Raw genomic sequence first — 16,497 nt, forward strand, 5'->3', positions numbered from 1 at the left:
ACCGTCTGCCGGAAGGCTTGACACCGGTTGCCCGAGAGGCAATTCCCCGGAGGACGACTGTGGCGAACTCGCCGTTGAACGTGACGCGACTCGCCGCCACCGACGCGGCACGGGCGGCGCGGATGCTCAGCGAGGTACGCGACGCCACCCTTTCCGGACAGCGCACGCCCATCGCGCCCCGGCCGGTGATCGAGGAGTCCTGGGGGCGGATGCTGCGCAGCGGGGTGGATCCGGAGCACGACTTCCGGTCGGGTCTGCTCACCGCCGAGGAGGTCCGCCGGCGGCGTGACGAGTCGCCGCTGCGTCATGTGATGCCGGTGCTGCGGCAGGGGCTGGTGTCGGTGGCGGACGCGGCGCACCACATCATGGTGGTCGCCGACGCGGACGGCCGGGTGCTGTGGCGGGAGGGCAGCATGGCGGTGCTGCGCAAGGCGGACGCGCTGGGGTTCATGCTCGGCGCGGACTGGCGGGAGAGCGTCGTCGGCACCAACGGCGTGGGCACCCCGGCGGTGGTGCGGCGGCCCGTCCAGGTGTTCGCCTCCGAGCATTTCGTACGGTCGCACGCCACCTGGACGTGTGCGGGGGCGCCGATCACCGATCCGAGGGACGGCCGGCTGATCGGGGTGGTCGACGTCAGCGGCCCGCTGGAGACCATGCATCCGGCCACCCTGGCCTGGGTGGACTCGGTGGCGAAGCTGGCCGAGGCCCGGCTGCGCGAGCTGCATCAGACGGCTCTGGAGCGGCTGCGGGCGGTGGCGGCGCCGGTGCTGGCCCGGCTGGGCGGGCGGGCGCTGGTGGTGGACCGGGACGGCTGGACGGCGGCGGTGACCGGGATGCCGTACACCCATCGGGTCGCGTTGCCCAAGTCGTTGTCGGCGGGCCGGCGCCGGCTGCCGGCGCTGGGGGCGTGCGCGGTGGAGCCGCTGGCCGGGGGCTGGCTGGTACGGGCCGCCGAGGACGAGCCGCGGCCCCGGGACACGCCGACCCGGATCGTGCTGGACCTGTCCCAGCCGCGCCGCTGGACGGTGACGGTCGTCGGCAGCCTGAGTTCGTGGACCCATGAACTGAGTCCCCGGCACGCGGAGTTGCTGTATCTGCTGGCGATGCACCGCTCCGGGCGCAGCGCGGCCGGGCTGGCCGAGGACATGTTCGGCGAGTCGGCGCGCACGGTGACGGTGCGGGCGGAACTGTCCCGGGTGCGGCGCTACCTGGGGGGATTCCTGGAACACCGGCCGTATCGTTTCTCCGATGACGTGGACGTGACGGTGCTGCTCCCCTCCGACCGGCGGGACCTCCTCGCGCACTCGACCGCCCCGGCGGTGGTGAGGGCGCGGCGCGCGGCCGCGGTGCCTTGAGCGGTGACCCAGCGTACGGGCCGCGGTGGCCTCTTCGGATCAATTACGGGGTCTTCGTCCCCGACCCCGGACACCTGCCGTAGCATCCCCCTACGGGCCCCCCACCTGCTCCACGCTCAACCTGCGGAACGCGCGGCGCAGTTGGCCCCTCGGGAGGACTGATGAAGCAACGCGGCCGACATCGCAGACGCAAGCGCGGCCAGGCGCTGCGCGCCACCCTGGCCGGGACCGCGCTCGCGCTCACCGCCGCCGCCACCATGATCAGCGCCTCCCAGGCGGAGGACGGCGCCCGCCCGGGACCGCTGAAGCCGCTCACCTCGGCCGTCGCGCTCCAGGAGCTGCGCCTGGACGAGGAGACCTACCCGGCGACTCCCGGCCCGGCCCTGCGGGTCGCCGACGTCCTCGCGGACGCCGACCACGCCCTGCGTCCCGCCGCCGACTGCCCCGCCTCCGACCGCTCCGCGCTGCCCGTGACGCCGGCGGCCGCCGACGCCTGGTGCTGGGACGAGCCCGGCACGGACGCCGCGCGGGCCGGCGCGGTCACGGGTTCCGGGGACGCCGACGACGACGGACGCTGGGGCGAGCACCGGGTGCTGCTGTCCGGCTGGAGCGACCCGCGCGGCCGCGCGCGGATCGCGGTCGTCGACGCCGAGCGCATGACGTACGCCTGGGTGCAGCCCGTGGTCCCGGCGGACGGCGGGCGCTCCCTGCGGCCGTTGCGCTCGCCGCTGTCCGGGCTGGTCTGGTACCAGGACAAGCTGCTGGCAACAGGCGACGAGGGCCGGACGCTGTACGTCTACGACATGGACCGCGTCCGGCGGACCTCCGCCGGCACCGAAGGCCCCTCCTTCCAGCTGCCCGCCGAGCGCGCGTACCGCCTCGCCGGTGACACCCGGATCGGCGCGCTCTCCCTCGACCGCAGCACCGCGCCGGACAGCCTGGCCGTGAGCGAGGCGACACCGGCGGACACCGACCGGCCGGCCCGGCTGTGGCGCTACGCCCTGGAGACGGACGTCCTCGCCCCCGACGCCGGGCTGCCCGACCCGGCCCCGGTCGAGGCGTTCGAGACGGAGGCGGCCGGCGTCCAGGGGGTGCTCACCCACCGGTCCCGCTGGTACCTGGCTCGCAGCGCGGGCGCCTTCGACGGGCACGGCACGCTGGTGCGGCTGGACGGCGACGGCGCCGGGGCGGCGCAGTGCGGGCCGGACGGGACGTACCAGTGCTGGAGCAAACCGGCCGCGTCGCTGTCGTACTGGGAGGAGAGCGGGACGGTGTGGTCGCAGTCCGGGCGGATGCTGTTTTCGCTGGGACTGAACACGATCGACAGGTCGCTGGACTAGATGATTCCCTGACCGCATGACCAACATCCCCGTGACCACCTGGTCGCTGGAGCAGACCTCGCCGAGCGATCTGCTCCCGGCCGCCGAGCCCGACGGCGACATCCGGATCGTCCGCGCCGAGGTGCCCTCGCCCGAGTTCAGCCGGTTCCTCTACACGGCGGTGGGCGGGGACATCCGCTGGACCGACCGGCTGGGCTGGACGTACGCCCAGTGGCAGGAGGAGCTGGAGCGGCCCGGCGCGGAGACGTGGGTGGCGTACGACCGGGGGACGCCCGCCGGGTACGTGCAGCTGGACCCGCAGGACGACGGCGCGGTGGAGATCCTTTACTTCGGGCTGATCCCGGCCTTCCGGGGCCGCGGGATCGGCGGCCACCTGCTGTCGTACGGCGCCGCGCGGGCCTGGGATCTCGCCGACCGCTGGCCGGGGCGTCCGCCGACGAAGCGGGTGTGGCTGCACACCTGCAGCAAGGACGGCGAGTTCGCGATGGACAATTACCAGCGCCGGGGCTTCAAGCTCTTCGACACCAAGGTCGAGGAGGAGGCGGAGATCGCCACGCCGGGCCCCTGGCCTGGCGCATACCGCGCCTGACCTGCATGGACAAGGCCCTCTGCGGCCGGTGTGACCGACGACACCCTTGTCTCGTTAAGCGAGACAAGGGTGTCCGAATATTGGACGAAGCTGGACTGTGTCCAGATCGCCGTGACAGGCTTCCGTCATGTCTGGAACTGGAATCGCCTTGGTGAGTCGACGGCACGTCGACCTCGGCCGCATGTCCAGCGCCATCTGTCCGGCCCGCTGACAGCCCACCAGCACCCCGGTTCCCCTTTCTTCTGTCTGCACCCGCGCAATGACGCGCACGTATGCCTGAAAGTGCCCGTACGCGCAGGTCAGAGCCGCTTTCCGCCTGTCCCGAAGGACGTATCAACCATGGCCGCCACCCCGCAGAACCCTGCCGCCGCGACTCCCCGCCGCAAGGTGAGCCGTCACCGCGGCGAGGGTCAGTGGGCCGCGGGGCACTTCACCCCGCTCAACGGCAACGAACAGTTCAAGAAGGACGACGACGGTCTCAATGTGCGGACACGCATTGAGACGATCTACTCCAAGCGTGGCTTCGACTCGATCGACCCCAACGACCTGCGCGGCCGGATGCGCTGGTGGGGTCTGTACACCCAGCGCAAGCCCGGGATCGACGGCGGCAAGACCGCGATCCTGGAGCCGGAGGAGCTGGACGACGAGTACTTCATGCTGCGCGTCCGCATCGACGGCGGTGCGCTGACCACGCGGCAGCTACGCGTCATCGGTGAGATCTCGCAGGAGTTCGCGCGCGGCACCGCCGACATCACCGACCGGCAGAACGTCCAGTACCACTGGATCCGGATCGAGGACGTGCCCGAGATCTGGAACCGCCTGGAGGCGGTCGGTCTGTCCACGGTGACGGCGTGCGGCGACACCCCGCGTGTGATGATCGGCTCCCCCGTCGCGGGCATCGCCGAGGACGAGATCATCGACGCGACGCCGGCGCTGGAGGAGATGAAGCGCCGCGTCCTGAACAACCCGGCGTACTCGAACCTGCCGCGCAAGTTCAAGACGGCGATCTCCGGTTCCCCGCTGCTCGACGTGGTGCACGAGATCAACGACGTGGCCTTCGTCGGCGTACGGCACCCCGAGCACGGGCCCGGCTTCGACGTGTGGGTCGGCGGCGGCCTGTCCACCAACCCCAAGCTGGGCGTCCGCCTCGGCGCCTGGGTGCCGATCGACGAGGTCCCGGACGTCTACGAGGGCGTCATCTCGATCTTCCGTGACTACGGCTACCGCCGGCTGCGCAACCGCGCCCGGCTGAAGTTCCTGGTCGCCGACTGGGGCGCGGAGAAGTTCCGCCAGGTGCTGGAGGACGAGTACCTGGGCGGCCGCAAGCTGATCGACGGGCCCGCCCCCGAGCAGCCCGCCCAGCAGTGGCGCGACCACATCGGCGTCCACCGCCAGAAGGACGGCCGCTTCTACGTCGGCTTCGCGCCGCGTGTCGGCCGGGTCGACGGCGCCACCCTGACGAAGATCGCCGACCTCGCCGAGGCGCACGGCTCGGGCCGGGTGCGCACCACCGTCGAGCAGAAGATGATCGTCCTCGACGTCGAGGAGGGCCAGGTCGACTCGCTCGTCGACGGCCTGGAGGCGCTGGACCTCACCGCCCGGCCGTCCTCGTTCCGGCGCGGCACCATGGCCTGCACCGGCATCGAGTTCTGCAAGCTGGCCATCGTCGAGACCAAGCAGCGCGGCTCCCAGCTGATCGACGAGCTGGAGCGCCGGCTGCCGGACTTCGACGAGCCGATCACCATCAACCTCAACGGCTGCCCGAACGCCTGTGCCCGTATCCAGGTGGCGGACATCGGTCTCAAGGGACAGCTGGTCCTCAACGACCAGGGCGAGCAGGTCGAGGGCTACCAGGTGCACCTGGGCGGCGCGCTCGGCCTGGAGGCCGGCTTCGGCCGCAAGGTGCGCGGTCTGAAGGTCACCTCCGAGGAACTGCCCGACTACGTCGAGCGGGTCCTGAAGCGCTTCCAGGCGGAGCGCGAGGACGGCGAGCGGTTCGCCACCTGGGCGGCCCGGGCCTCCGAGGAGGCGCTGTCATGAGCGAGCGTGCCGCACCGTTCTACTGCCCTTACTGCGGCGACGAGGACCTGCGTCCGAGCGAGGAGGGCCACGGCGCGTGGGAGTGCGCGGCCTGCAACCGCGCATTCCAGTTGAAGTTCCTCGGGCTGCTGACCCGTGGGCTTCGGCAGGACACCACGGGAGGGGACGGGATATGACGACGGTTCAGGAAGCACGCACGGCCGAGGAACTGAAGGTGCTCGCCGAGCAGGCGGGCCGCGACCTGGAGGACGCCTCCGCGCTGGAGATCCTGCAGTGGGCGGTCGACACCTTCGGCAAGCGGTTCTGCGTCACCTCCTCGATGGAGGACGCGGTGGTCGCCCACCTCGCCTCCCGCGCGATGCCCGGCGTCGACGTCGTGTTCCTCGACACCGGCTACCACTTCGAGGAGACCATCGGCACCCGTGACGCGGTCGAGGCCGTGATGGACGTCAACGTCATCACCCTCACCCCGCGCCAGACGGTCGCCGAGCAGGACGCCGAGTACGGGCCCAGGCTGCACGACCGGGACCCCGACCTGTGCTGCAAGCTCCGCAAGGTGCAGCCGCTGGAGGAGGGCCTGAAGGGCTACGCGGCCTGGGCGACCGGGCTGCGCCGCGACGAGTCCCCGACCCGGGCGAACACCCCGGTCGTCGGCTGGGACGAGAAGCGCCAGAAGGTGAAGATCTCCCCCATCGCCCGCTGGACCCAGGACGACGTGGACGCCTACGTCACCGAGCACGGCGTCCTGACCAACCCGCTGCTGATGGACGGCTACGCCTCCATCGGCTGCGCCCCCTGCACCCGCCGCGTCCTGGAGGGCGAGGACGCGCGCGCCGGCCGCTGGGCGGGCCGCGCCAAGACCGAGTGCGGGCTGCACGGATGACAGCGAATGTCTCTCAGGCGAACACCAAGGAGTTGCACGTGACGACCGGAGCCACCGTCTGGCTCACGGGTCTGCCGAGCGCCGGCAAGACCACCATCGCGTACGAGCTGGCCGGCCGACTGCGCGAGGAGGGCCACCGCGTCGAGGTGCTCGACGGCGACGAGATCCGCGAGTTCATCTCGGCGGGCCTCGGCTTCAGCCGCGAGGACCGGCACACGAACGTGCAGCGCATCGGCTTCGTCGCCGAACTGCTCGCCAGCAACGGCGTGCTCGCCCTCGTCCCGGTCATCGCGCCGTACGCCGACAGCCGCGACGCCGTGCGCAAGCGGCACGAGACGAACTCGACGCCGTACGTCGAGGTGCATGTCGCCACGCCCGTCGAGGTGTGCTCCGTACGCGATGTGAAGGGCCTGTACGCCAAGCAGGCGGCGGGCGAGCTGTCCGGGCTGACCGGTGTCGACGACCCGTACGAGGAGCCGGAGACGCCGGATCTGCGGATCGAGTCCCAGAACCAGACCGTGCGGGAGTCCGCGGCGTCGGTGTACGCGCTGCTCACTGAAAGGGGACTGGCATGACGACGACCGTCGCCACGATCGACGAGGGCACCGACACCCCGTACGCCCTGTCGCACCTGGACTCGCTGGAGTCGGAGGCCGTCCACATCTTCCGCGAGGTGGCGGGCGAGTTCGAGCGGCCGGTGATCCTGTTCTCCGGCGGCAAGGACTCCATCGTCATGCTGCACCTGGCGCTCAAGGCGTTCGCGCCCGCGCCGGTGCCGTTCTCGCTGCTGCACGTGGACACCGGGCACAACTTCCCCGAGGTCATCGAGTACCGGGACCGCGCGGTCGCCAAGCACGGCCTGCGGCTGCACGTCGCGTCCGTGCAGGACTACATCGACCGCGGTGTGCTCAAGGAGCGCCCGGACGGCACCCGCAACCCGCTGCAGACGCTTCCGCTGACGGAGAAGATCCAGAGCGAGAAGTTCGACGCGGTGTTCGGCGGCGGGCGGCGCGACGAGGAGAAGGCGCGCGCCAAGGAGCGCGTGTTCTCGCTGCGGGACGAGTTCTCCCAGTGGGACCCGCGCCGTCAGCGGCCCGAGCTGTGGAACCTGTACAACGGCCGGCACGCCCCCGGCGAGCACGTCCGCGTCTTCCCGCTGTCCAACTGGACCGAGCTGGACGTCTGGCAGTACATCGCCCGCGAGGGCATCGAGCTGCCGGAGATCTACTTCGCCCACGAGCGCGAGGTGTTCCAGCGCAACGGCATGTGGCTGACCGCCGGCGAGTGGGGCGGGCCGAAGGACGGCGAGACCGTCGAGAAGCGGCTCATCCGCTACCGGACCGTCGGTGACATGTCCTGCACCGGCGCCGTCGACTCCGACGCGACCACGCTGGACGCCGTGATCGCCGAGATCGCCGCCTCCCGGCTGACCGAGCGCGGCGCGACCCGCGCCGACGACAAGCTCTCCGAGGCCGCGATGGAAGACCGCAAGCGCGAGGGGTACTTCTAAGCATGAGCACGACCACGACCGAGGAGCTCTCGGCCACCACCCTGCTGCGGTTCGCCACCGCGGGCTCCGTCGACGACGGCAAGTCCACCCTGGTCGGACGGCTGCTGCACGACTCCAAGTCGGTCCTCGCCGACCAGCTGGAGGCCGTCGAGCACGCCTCCCGCAGCCGCGGCCAGGACGCCCCCGACCTCGCGCTGCTGACCGACGGTCTGCGCGCCGAGCGGGAGCAGGGCATCACCATCGACGTGGCGTACCGCTACTTCGCCACGCCGCGGCGCCGGTTCATCCTCGCCGACACCCCCGGCCACGTGCAGTACACGCGGAACATGGTCACGGGTGCCTCGACGGCCGAGCTGACCGTGATCCTCGTCGACGCCCGCAACGGTGTCGTCGAGCAGACCCGCCGGCACGCGGCGATCGCCGCGCTGCTGCGGGTGCCGCACGTCGTGCTGGCGGTCAACAAGATGGACCTCGTCGGCTACGAGGAGAAGGTCTTCGCGGCGATCGCCGAGGAGTTCACCGCGTACGCCATCGAGCTGGGCGTCCCCGAGGTCACCGCGATCCCGATCTCGGCGCTCGCCGGCGACAACGTCGTGGAGCCCTCCGCGAACATGGACTGGTACGGCGGGCCGACCGTCCTCGAGCACCTGGAGACGGTCCCGGTCAGCCACGATCTGGCGCACTGCCACGCGCGGCTGCCCGTGCAGTACGTGATCCGGCCGCAGACCGCCGAGCACCCCGACTACCGGGGGTACGCCGGGCAGATCGCGGCGGGCACGTTCCGGGTCGGCGACCGGGTCACGGTGCTGCCGTCCGGCCGTACGACCACCGTCACCGGCATCGACCTGCTGGGCGAGCCGGTCGACGTGGCCTGGACGCCGCAGTCGGTGACGCTGCTGCTCGCCGACGACATCGACATCTCGCGCGGCGACCTGATCGTGCCGAGCAAGGACGCCCCGGCGACCACGCAGGACGTCGAGGCGACCGTCTGCCATGTCGCCGACCAGCCGCTCGCCGTCGGCCACCGGGTGCTGCTCAAGCACGGCACCCGCACGGTCAAGGCGATCGTGAAGGACATCCCGTCCCGGCTGACGCTGGACGACCTGTCCCTGCACCCGCACCCGGGGCAGCTCGTCGCCAACGACATCGGCCGGGTGAAGATCCGTACCGCCGAGCCGCTGCCGGTCGACTCCTACGCCGACTCGCGGCGCACCGGCTCGTTCATCCTGATCGACCCGAACGACGGCACCACCCTCACCGCCGGCATGGTCGGTGAGTCGTTCGCCTCTCCGGAGCCCGTCAAGGACGAGGCCGACGACGACGGATGGGACTTCTGAGCATGAACTCCCTTCGGTTCGGCGGCGGACGGCGATGTTCGCGATGACGTCCGCGGACCCCGCACGCCGCCACCGAGAACCCGCCGACCCCCCGGCCCCGCACTGATCCGACGGTCACCGCCGGGGCCTTCGAGAGGAACGACCTCCGTGCCTGCCACACCCGCCCTGCGCCGCGTCCTCGCGGTGATCGCCACGCTGCCGCTGCTCGCGCTCGCCGCCTGCGGCTACGGCTCCCAGGCGAAGGACCTCGACGACGTCCAGGTCGCCGCGGGCGCGAAGAAGATCGACGGGCTCGACTCGGTCCGTATCGGCTACTTCGGCAACCTGACCCACGCCACCGCCCTGGTCGGCCGTGAGAAGGGCTTCTTCCAGAAGGAGCTGGGCGGCACACAGGCGAAGTACGCGACGTTCAACGCGGGCCCGTCGGAGATCGAGGCGCTGAACTCCAAGTCGATCGACATCGGCTGGATCGGCCCCTCCCCCGCGATCAACGGCTATGTGAAGTCGAACGGCACGAACCTGCGGATCATCGGCGGTTCGGCGTCCGGCGGCGTGAAGCTCGTCGTCAACCCGGACAGGATCAAGTCCCTGAAGGACGTCAAGGGCAAGAGGATCGCCACCCCGCAGCTCGGCAACACCCAGGACGTGGCGTTCCTCAACTGGATCGCCGAGCAGGGCTGGAAGGTCGACGCGCAGAGCGGCAACGGTGACGTCTCCGTCGTCCGCACCGACAACAAGATCGCGCCGGACGCCTACAAGTCCGGTTCGATCGACGGCGCGTGGGTGCCGGAGCCGACCGCGTCGAAGCTGGTCGCCGAAGGCGCGAAGGTGCTGCTCGACGAGTCCGGCCTGTGGCCCGACGAGAAGTTCGTGATCACGAACATCATCGTGTCCCAGGAGTTCCTGAAGAAGCACCCGAAGGCCGTCGAGGCCGTGCTGCGGGCCTCGGTCGAGACCAACCGGTGGATCAACGCCCATCCGGACGAGGCGAAGGCCGCGGCGAACGACCGGCTGGAGACCGACACCGGCAAGCCGCTGCCGGCCGACGTGCTCGACCCGGCCTGGAAGTCGATCGCCTTCCTCGACGACCCGCTGGCCGCCACCCTCGACGCCCAGGCCGGACACGCCGTGAAGGCCGGCCTGCTGGAGCGGCCCGACCTGAAGGGCGTCTACGACCTCACGCTCCTCAACAAGGTCCTCACGGCCGGGGGCCAGGCCACCGTCGACGACGCCGGGCTCGGCGTCAAGTAACCGAATTCCGAGAGATCCAGGAGGTGACGACCATGGCCACGACCCTCGCCAAGGCCGCCGACGGTACCGAGACCTCGGTCGCGCACGCCGCCCGTATCGAGCATGTCTCGAAGTCGTTCCCGGGCCCCGCCGGGCCGCAGCTCATCCTGGACGACATCAGCCTCGATGTCGCACCCGGCGAGTTCGTCACCCTCCTGGGCGCCTCCGGCTGCGGCAAGTCCACGCTGCTCAACCTGGTCGCCGGGCTGGACCGGCCGTCCGCCGGGTCGATCGCGACCGACGGCCGTCCGGCGCTGATGTTCCAGGAGCACGCGCTGTTCCCGTGGCTGACCGCGGGCAAGAACATCGAGCTGGCGCTGAAGCTGCGCGGGGTCGCCAAGACCGAGCGCCGGCAGCGGGCCGAGGAACTGCTCGAACTGGTCCGGCTGAAGGGCGCGTACGGCAAGCGGGTGCACGAACTGTCCGGCGGTATGCGCCAGCGCGTCGCGATGGCGCGTGCTCTCGCGCAGGACAGCCGGCTGCTGCTGATGGACGAGCCGTTCGCCGCCCTGGACGCCATCACCCGGGACGTGCTGCACGACGAGCTGACCCGGATCTGGCGCGAGACCGGCCTGTCCGTGCTGTTCGTGACGCACAACGTGCGTGAGGCGGTACGGCTCGCCCAGCGCGTGGTGCTGCTGTCCTCCCGCCCGGGCCGGATCGCCCGCCAGTGGACCGTGGACATCCCGCAGCCGCGCCGCATCGAGGACAGCGAGGTCGCCGAGCTGTCCCGAGAGATCACCGAAGAACTGCGTGGGGAGATCCGCCGCCATGGCCAGCACTGACACGTCCGTCGACACACCCGTCAAGGACGGGGGCGACCTGGCCGGTCTCGAGGCCGGGCTGGACGCCCTGGAGACGGTCGAGTCGGGCCGCACCCCGCTGCGCGCGACGCTGGTCCACAAGGTGCTGCCGCCGGTCACCGCGATCGCGCTGGTGCTGGTCGTCTGGCAGGCGCTGGTCACCTTCGGCATCGTCGACGACCCCGGCAAGCTGCCCTCCCCCTCCAAAGTGTGGGGCGAGGTGGAGACGGCCTGGCTCCAGGGCACCCTGCTCGACTACATCTGGACGTCCGTCTCGCGCGGCCTGCTCGGCTTCCTGCTGGCGCTGGCCATCGGCACGCCGCTCGGTCTGCTGGTCGCCCGGATGAAGTTCGTACGGGCCGCGATCGGGCCGATCCTGTCCGGCCTGCAGTCGCTGCCGTCGGTGGCGTGGGTGCCGCCGGCCGTGATCTGGCTGGGCCTGAACAACTCGATGATGTACGCCGTGATCCTGCTCGGCGCGGTCCCGTCCATCGCCAACGGCCTGGTGTCGGGCGTCGACCAGGTGCCGCCGCTGTACCTGCGGGCGGGGCGCACCCTGGGCGCGACCGGTCTGAAGGGCACCTGGCACATCGTCATGCCGGCCGCGCTGCCCGGCTATCTGGCGGGTCTGAAGCAGGGCTGGGCGTTCTCCTGGCGGTCCCTGATGGCCGCGGAGATCATCGCCTCCTCCCCCGACCTCGGCGTGGGGCTCGGCCAGCTGCTGGAGAACGGCCGCAACACCAGCTCCATGTCCATGGTGTTCCTCGCCATCCTGCTCATCCTGATCGTCGGCATCGCGATCGACCTGCTGATCTTCAGTCCGCTGGAGCGGCGGGTGCTGCGCAGCCGCGGTCTGCTGGTGAAGGGCTGACTCCCATGAAGCCGGTACGTCCCGTCCTCGTCGTCATCGCCCACGGCAGCCGCGACCCGCGGCATGCCGCGACCGTGCACGCCCTCGTGGAGCGGGTACGCGCGCTGCGGCCCGGGCTGCGGGTGGAGACCGGCTTCCTGGACTTCAACATCCCCTCCGTGCAGGGGGTGCTGGAGTCGCTGGCGGCAGAGGGCGTCCGCGACGTCGTCGCCCTGCCGCTGCTGCTGACCCGTGCCTTCCACGCCAAGGCGGACATCCCCGCTGTCCTGCGGGAGGCGCCGGCCCGGCTGCGGATCCGGCAGGCGGAGGTGCTGGGCCCCTCGCCGCTGCTGCTCACCGCCCTGGACCGGCGGCTGTACGAGGCGGGGCTGACGCCCGCCGACAAGTCCTCGACCGGGGTCGTACTGGCCTCGGCGGGGTCCACCGACCCGGAGGCGATCGCAGTGATCGCAGAAATCGCGCGGGAGTGGCGGCACACCGGTTGGTGCGCCGTGCGGCCTGCGTTCGCCTCCGCATCCCTTCCCCGGACCGAGGACGCGGTGCGGGAACTGCGCGCTCTCGGCTGCGCGCGGGTCGCCGTCGCTCCCTACGTCCTCGCGCCCGGCTTCCTCCCGGACCGCATCGCGCGGGGCGCGGCCGAGGCGGACATCCTGGCCGATGTGCTCGGTCCCGCGCCGGAGGTGGCGCGGGTGCTGCTGGAGCGCTACGACGCCGCGCGGACGCCGATGCTGGCGGCGGTCGGCGCCTAGGGGACGTCTCGCCGATCATGCCGGGCTCGCGGCGCCTGGCACCGCGCCTCGCCGCGTTGTCGTCGGTCCCCGATTCCCCCAAGCTCTCGGCTCCGCTCGAGCAGGGGGGACCCCCATCGCATCGGCTCCCTCCTCCGCCTTGCGATGCACGGCACCAGACGCCGCTCCCTGATCCGGCCTGATCGACGAGACACCCCTAGCGCCTGGCGCCTGCCGTCCAGCGACTGGCGTCTAGAGGCCGAGGCCCAGCAGGGCCACTTCCAGCGGCAGCGGGGGCCGGGAGGGCAGGGCCGGGGGCTCCTCGCCGCGGCCCGTGTGGGTGGGTGGGACGGAGCGCAGGCCCTGGATGCCGTCGGCGACCCACGGCGCGTCCGTCGACGGGAGCGACAGGGTCACGCGCCGCCCGTCGGCCAGTGTCGTCTCGAGCTTCGTCGGGTCGTTCGCCTGCGTCGCCATCGCCCCTCGCCTCCGTCGCGCCGCCCGGTTGTGCGGTTCTGTCAGGGAAGACGACCGGGTGCGGGCCGGGGTTCCCCGACGGTCAACGCGGGGCGGTGAGTTCCACCAGCTTCAGCACCGTGTTCCAGTTCCGGGTGGTGGCGATCAGGCCCTTGGTCAGGCGGGGCCTGGACAGGACGTCGGCGAGCTTGGAGCGGCCGAGTCCGTCGGGGGCGTACAGGTAAAGGGCGCGGTCGCCGAGCCGGAACTCCTCCGGGAGGTGGGCGTCCCGGTCGACCTCGGCGAAGCGCGCCTCGTCCACGGGGGCGGAGAAGTAGGTGACGTGGAGCTGCCTGGCCTCCAGGTCGGCGGCGGGGAACGGGCAGGCGTCGGCGACGGCCTTCAGATAGGCGTGGTCGCGGACGATGACGTCCACCGGGAAGCCGTACTGCTTCTCGATCGCCCGGGTGAGTCCGGCGGCCAGGGATGCCTCGTCGCCGTGGCCGGCGGCGAACACGGCCTGGCCGCTCTGCAGATAGGTCCGAACGTCGTCGTGACCGAGTCCCTCGATCAGGGCGCGCAGGCCGGCCATCGGGATCTTCTTGCTGCCGCCCACGTTGATTCCGCGCAGCAGCGCCGCATACGTCGTCACCCGCCCACCCTAAGCGGCCGTCGTGCCCCGTGGGGGCGGGCACGACGGCCGCGGTCCCCCGGTGGGGGTGCGCGAAACTCTCGCCGAAACAGGGGGATGGATCAACACCTACACGCTCTTGTGACTTACTCAACAAGGTTGCGTAATCCACAACTCATGTGCGCGGACGGCCGGGTGTCCCAGGGATGTCCCGATAGATGTAAGGGGCCGCAGTCCTCCTCAGTGGTGAGGAGCGGGGGGCCGAGGGGATGAGTCGGGGCCTGCGGGCTTCACCGGGCAGTACGACGAGATGGCCTTACGCGGCGCCTACCTTCGAAGCGAAAGGTGACGGCAGGGGGCCGCCACCGTGCACGAGGGGCAGCCCGGCATGAAGACCGGCAGGGGGACTGTCATGTCCAACGGAGAGATACGGGTGCGGGGGTTCGCCGCGCGGGCGGGCGGCTGGAGCGCCCGGCATCGCTGGGCGGCCGTCGGCATATGGGTGCTGTTCGTGGTCCTGGCGATGGGGCTCGGCTCGGCCGCGGGCCAGGTCGAGGTCAAGGACAGCGATCAGCTCAAGGGTGAGACGCACACCGCGGCGAAGATCATCGAGGAAGCGGGGATCGACGAACCGGCGAGCGAGACGGTTCTGATCCAGTCGAAGGACGGCGACACGAAGGCGACCGACGCGGAGTTCCGCGCCGCCGTGGACGCCGTGATGAAGGCGGTCGACGGCACCGGCCGGGTCACCGACATCACCTCGCCGTACGACACGAAGACCATCTCTGCGGACGGCCGCAGCGCGCTGGTGCAGTTCGACATGCGCGGCGAGGCGGACACCGCGGGCGAGCGGGTGGAGCCCGTGCTGAAGGCCGTCGAGGAGGTGCAGAAGGACCACGGGACGCTGCGGATCGAGGAGATCGGCGGCGCGAGCATGATGAAGACGTTCGACGACGCGTTCGGCGACGACTTCAAGAAGGCCGAGTACTCGGCCGTTCCGGTGGCCCTGGGCATCCTGCTGATCGCCTTCGGCGCGCTGGTGGCGGCGCTGCTGCCGGTGCTGCTGGCGATCACCGCGATCATGGCGACGATGGGCCTGATGGGCGTCGTCAGCCATGTGATGCCGATGAGTGACACCGCGAACTCCGTGATGCTGCTGGTCGGTATGGCCGTCGGTGTCGACTACTGCCTGTTCTATCTGCGCCGGGAGCGCGAGGAGCGGGCCGCGGGGCGTGACGCGCAGACCGCGCTGCGGATCGCCGCCGCGACCAGTGGCCGCGCGATCGTCGTCTCCGGTGTCACGGTGTGCGTGGCGATGGCGGGCATGCTGTTCACCGGGCTCGCCGAGTTCGAGGCGATGGGTCTGGCGTCGCTGATGGTGGTGGCGGTCGCCATGGTCGGTTCGGTGACCGTGCTGCCGGCGCTGCTGTCGCTGCTCGGTGAGCGGGTGGACAAGGGCCGCCTGCCGTTCCTGTCCCGGCGGCGCCGCGGCGGCAGCGGGGAGAGCCGGTTCTGGACGGCCGTGCTGAAGGGCGTGCTCGCCCGGCCCGTGGTGTCCGTGCTGGTGGCGACGGGGGCGCTGCTGGCGATCGCGGCTCCGGCGGTCGGCATGAAGACGCAGCAGCTCACCCTGGACCAGGAGTTCGGCGACTCGCTGCCGATCGTGCAGACGTACAACCGGGTCAACGAGGCCTTCCCCGGCGGTTCCGAGCCGGCCGAGGTGGTCGTCAAGGCGGACGACATCAACGCGCCCGAGGTGCGGGACGCGCTCGCCGACTTCCGGGCGCGGGCGGTCAGTTCGGGTGCCTCGCGGGGCCCGGTCGAGATCAAGCTGCACGACGAGCGGAACGTCGCCTTCGTCTACGTCCCGCTGGTCGGCGGCTCCGACCTGGACAAGGCGGGCGCGAGCCTGGACAAGCTGCGTGACGAGGTGCGACCGGCCACGCTCGGCAAGGTCGACGGCGTGGAGGCGCCGATCACCGGTCAGGTCGCGGGGTCGAAGGACTTCAACGACCAGCTCGCCGGCTCGGTCGTCCCGGTCTTCGTCTTCGTGGTGGTCTTCGCCTTCCTGCTGATGCTGCTGTCGTTCCGGTCGCTGACCGTCGCGATCACCTCGATCGTGCTGAACCTGCTGTCGGTGGGCGCGGCCTACGGCATCCTGGTCGCCGTCTTCCAGCACGGCTGGGGCGCCTCGCTGGTGGGCGCGGAGGGCGTCGGCGCGATCGTCAGCTGGCTGCCGCTGTTCCTGTTCGTGATCCTGTTCGGCCTGTCGATGGACTACCACGTGTTCGTGGTCTCGCGGATCCGCGAGGCGCGGCTGCGCGGACGGACGACGAAGGACGCGATCGCCCACGGGGTGGTCACCACGGCCGGGGTGGTCACCAGCGCCGCGGTCATCATGGTCGCCGTCTTCGCGATCTTCGGAACGCTGTCGATGCAGTCGATGAAGCAGATGGGCGTCGGTCTCGCGGCGGCCGTGCTGATCGACGCGACGGTCATCCGGGGTGTGCTGCTGCCCGCGGTGATGGCGCTGCTGGGCGAGCGCAACTGGTATCTGCCGCGGTGGCTGCACCGGCTGCCGGACCTCACGCACGACGAGGCGCCGGAGGCGATCGCGGCGGAGCCGGTGCGGGGCGAGGAGGAGCCGCTGAGGGTGTGACCGCG

17 protein-coding genes are annotated in these 16,497 nt (G+C 71.2%); 15 read left to right on the forward strand and 2 right to left on the reverse strand.

Translation table 11 applies throughout. The annotated features are described in order from the left end of the window. The first annotated feature begins 59 nt into the window (after window positions 1–59). The 14 genes from ACSU6L_RS08180 to ACSU6L_RS08245 all read left to right on the forward strand — a co-directional run bounded on the left by ACSU6L_RS08180 (window position 60) and on the right by ACSU6L_RS08245 (window position 12,767). Window positions 60–1,355 (forward strand): GAF domain-containing protein, encoded by a 1,296-nt coding sequence (locus ACSU6L_RS08180; RefSeq protein WP_437055029.1) that lies wholly within the window; start codon window positions 60–62, stop codon window positions 1,353–1,355. Window positions 1,356–1,516: 161 nt separating this feature from the next. After that, the gene (locus ACSU6L_RS08185) at window positions 1,517–2,695 is read left to right on the forward strand and encodes a hypothetical protein (RefSeq protein WP_437055031.1); all 1,179 of its coding nucleotides are present in this window, start codon (window positions 1,517–1,519) and stop codon (window positions 2,693–2,695) included. 16 nt (window positions 2,696–2,711) lie between these two features. Continuing rightward, window positions 2,712–3,284 (forward strand): GNAT family N-acetyltransferase, encoded by a 573-nt coding sequence (locus tag ACSU6L_RS08190; protein WP_437055033.1) that lies wholly within the window; start codon window positions 2,712–2,714, stop codon window positions 3,282–3,284. A 127-nt stretch (window positions 3,285–3,411) separates the two neighbouring features. Beyond that, the gene (locus ACSU6L_RS08195; protein WP_310591794.1) at window positions 3,412–3,495 is read left to right on the forward strand and encodes a putative leader peptide; all 84 of its coding nucleotides are present in this window, start codon (window positions 3,412–3,414) and stop codon (window positions 3,493–3,495) included. Window positions 3,496–3,623: 128 nt separating this feature from the next. Beyond that, window positions 3,624–5,324 (forward strand): nitrite/sulfite reductase, encoded by a 1,701-nt coding sequence (locus ACSU6L_RS08200; RefSeq protein WP_073939121.1) that lies wholly within the window; start codon window positions 3,624–3,626, stop codon window positions 5,322–5,324. Beyond that, a complete protein-coding gene (locus ACSU6L_RS08205; RefSeq protein ID WP_437055035.1) occupies window positions 5,321–5,500 on the forward strand; it encodes a hypothetical protein in 180 nt (59 codons plus the stop codon). Before ACSU6L_RS08200 ends, ACSU6L_RS08205 begins: the two co-directional genes overlap by 4 nt. Continuing rightward, the gene (locus tag ACSU6L_RS08210) at window positions 5,497–6,207 is read left to right on the forward strand and encodes a phosphoadenylyl-sulfate reductase (protein ID WP_437055037.1); all 711 of its coding nucleotides are present in this window, start codon (window positions 5,497–5,499) and stop codon (window positions 6,205–6,207) included. The genes ACSU6L_RS08205 and ACSU6L_RS08210 overlap by 4 nt, the downstream gene beginning before the upstream one ends. A gap of 38 nt (window positions 6,208–6,245) precedes the next feature. Next, entirely contained in the window at window positions 6,246–6,782 is a 537-nt protein-coding gene (gene cysC / locus ACSU6L_RS08215) for an adenylyl-sulfate kinase (protein ID WP_437055039.1), read from the forward strand. Beyond that, window positions 6,779–7,717, forward strand: coding sequence for a sulfate adenylyltransferase subunit CysD (cysD, locus tag ACSU6L_RS08220; RefSeq protein ID WP_437055041.1), 939 nt, complete (start codon window positions 6,779–6,781; stop codon window positions 7,715–7,717). Before cysC ends, cysD begins: the two co-directional genes overlap by 4 nt. 2 nt (window positions 7,718–7,719) lie before the next feature. Next, the gene (locus tag ACSU6L_RS08225) at window positions 7,720–9,054 is read left to right on the forward strand and encodes a sulfate adenylyltransferase subunit 1 (protein ID WP_437055043.1); all 1,335 of its coding nucleotides are present in this window, start codon (window positions 7,720–7,722) and stop codon (window positions 9,052–9,054) included. A gap of 147 nt (window positions 9,055–9,201) precedes the next feature. After that, entirely contained in the window at window positions 9,202–10,305 is a 1,104-nt protein-coding gene (locus ACSU6L_RS08230; protein ID WP_437055045.1) for an aliphatic sulfonate ABC transporter substrate-binding protein, read from the forward strand. A gap of 32 nt (window positions 10,306–10,337) precedes the next feature. After that, the gene (locus ACSU6L_RS08235) at window positions 10,338–11,129 is read left to right on the forward strand and encodes an ABC transporter ATP-binding protein (protein ID WP_437055047.1); all 792 of its coding nucleotides are present in this window, start codon (window positions 10,338–10,340) and stop codon (window positions 11,127–11,129) included. Next, window positions 11,116–12,018, forward strand: a complete 903-nt coding sequence (locus ACSU6L_RS08240) for an ABC transporter permease (RefSeq protein ID WP_437055049.1) — start codon at window positions 11,116–11,118, stop codon at window positions 12,016–12,018. The genes ACSU6L_RS08235 and ACSU6L_RS08240 overlap by 14 nt, the downstream gene beginning before the upstream one ends. Before the next feature lie 5 nt (window positions 12,019–12,023). Next, entirely contained in the window at window positions 12,024–12,767 is a 744-nt protein-coding gene (locus tag ACSU6L_RS08245) for a sirohydrochlorin chelatase (protein WP_437055051.1), read from the forward strand. A 231-nt stretch (window positions 12,768–12,998) separates the two neighbouring features. Here the strand turns inward: ACSU6L_RS08245 and ACSU6L_RS08250 are convergent, their stop codons facing one another. Continuing rightward, window positions 12,999–13,223 (reverse strand): hypothetical protein, encoded by a 225-nt coding sequence (locus ACSU6L_RS08250; protein WP_437055053.1) that lies wholly within the window; start codon window positions 13,221–13,223, stop codon window positions 12,999–13,001. 82 nt (window positions 13,224–13,305) lie between these two features. After that, on the reverse strand, window positions 13,306–13,854 hold the full coding sequence (locus tag ACSU6L_RS08255; protein WP_437055055.1) for a DUF1697 domain-containing protein: 549 nt from the start codon (window positions 13,852–13,854) through the stop codon (window positions 13,306–13,308). Between the two features lie 391 nt (window positions 13,855–14,245). Here ACSU6L_RS08255 and ACSU6L_RS08260 point away from each other — a divergent pair, with 391 nt between their 5' ends. Then, entirely contained in the window at window positions 14,246–16,492 is a 2,247-nt protein-coding gene (locus ACSU6L_RS08260; protein WP_437055057.1) for an MMPL family transporter, read from the forward strand. Window positions 16,493–16,497 lie beyond the last annotated feature (5 nt).

This window comes from Streptomyces sp. enrichment culture, assembly GCF_964272855.1.
Lineage (GTDB): Bacteria > Actinomycetota > Actinomycetes > Streptomycetales > Streptomycetaceae > Streptomyces.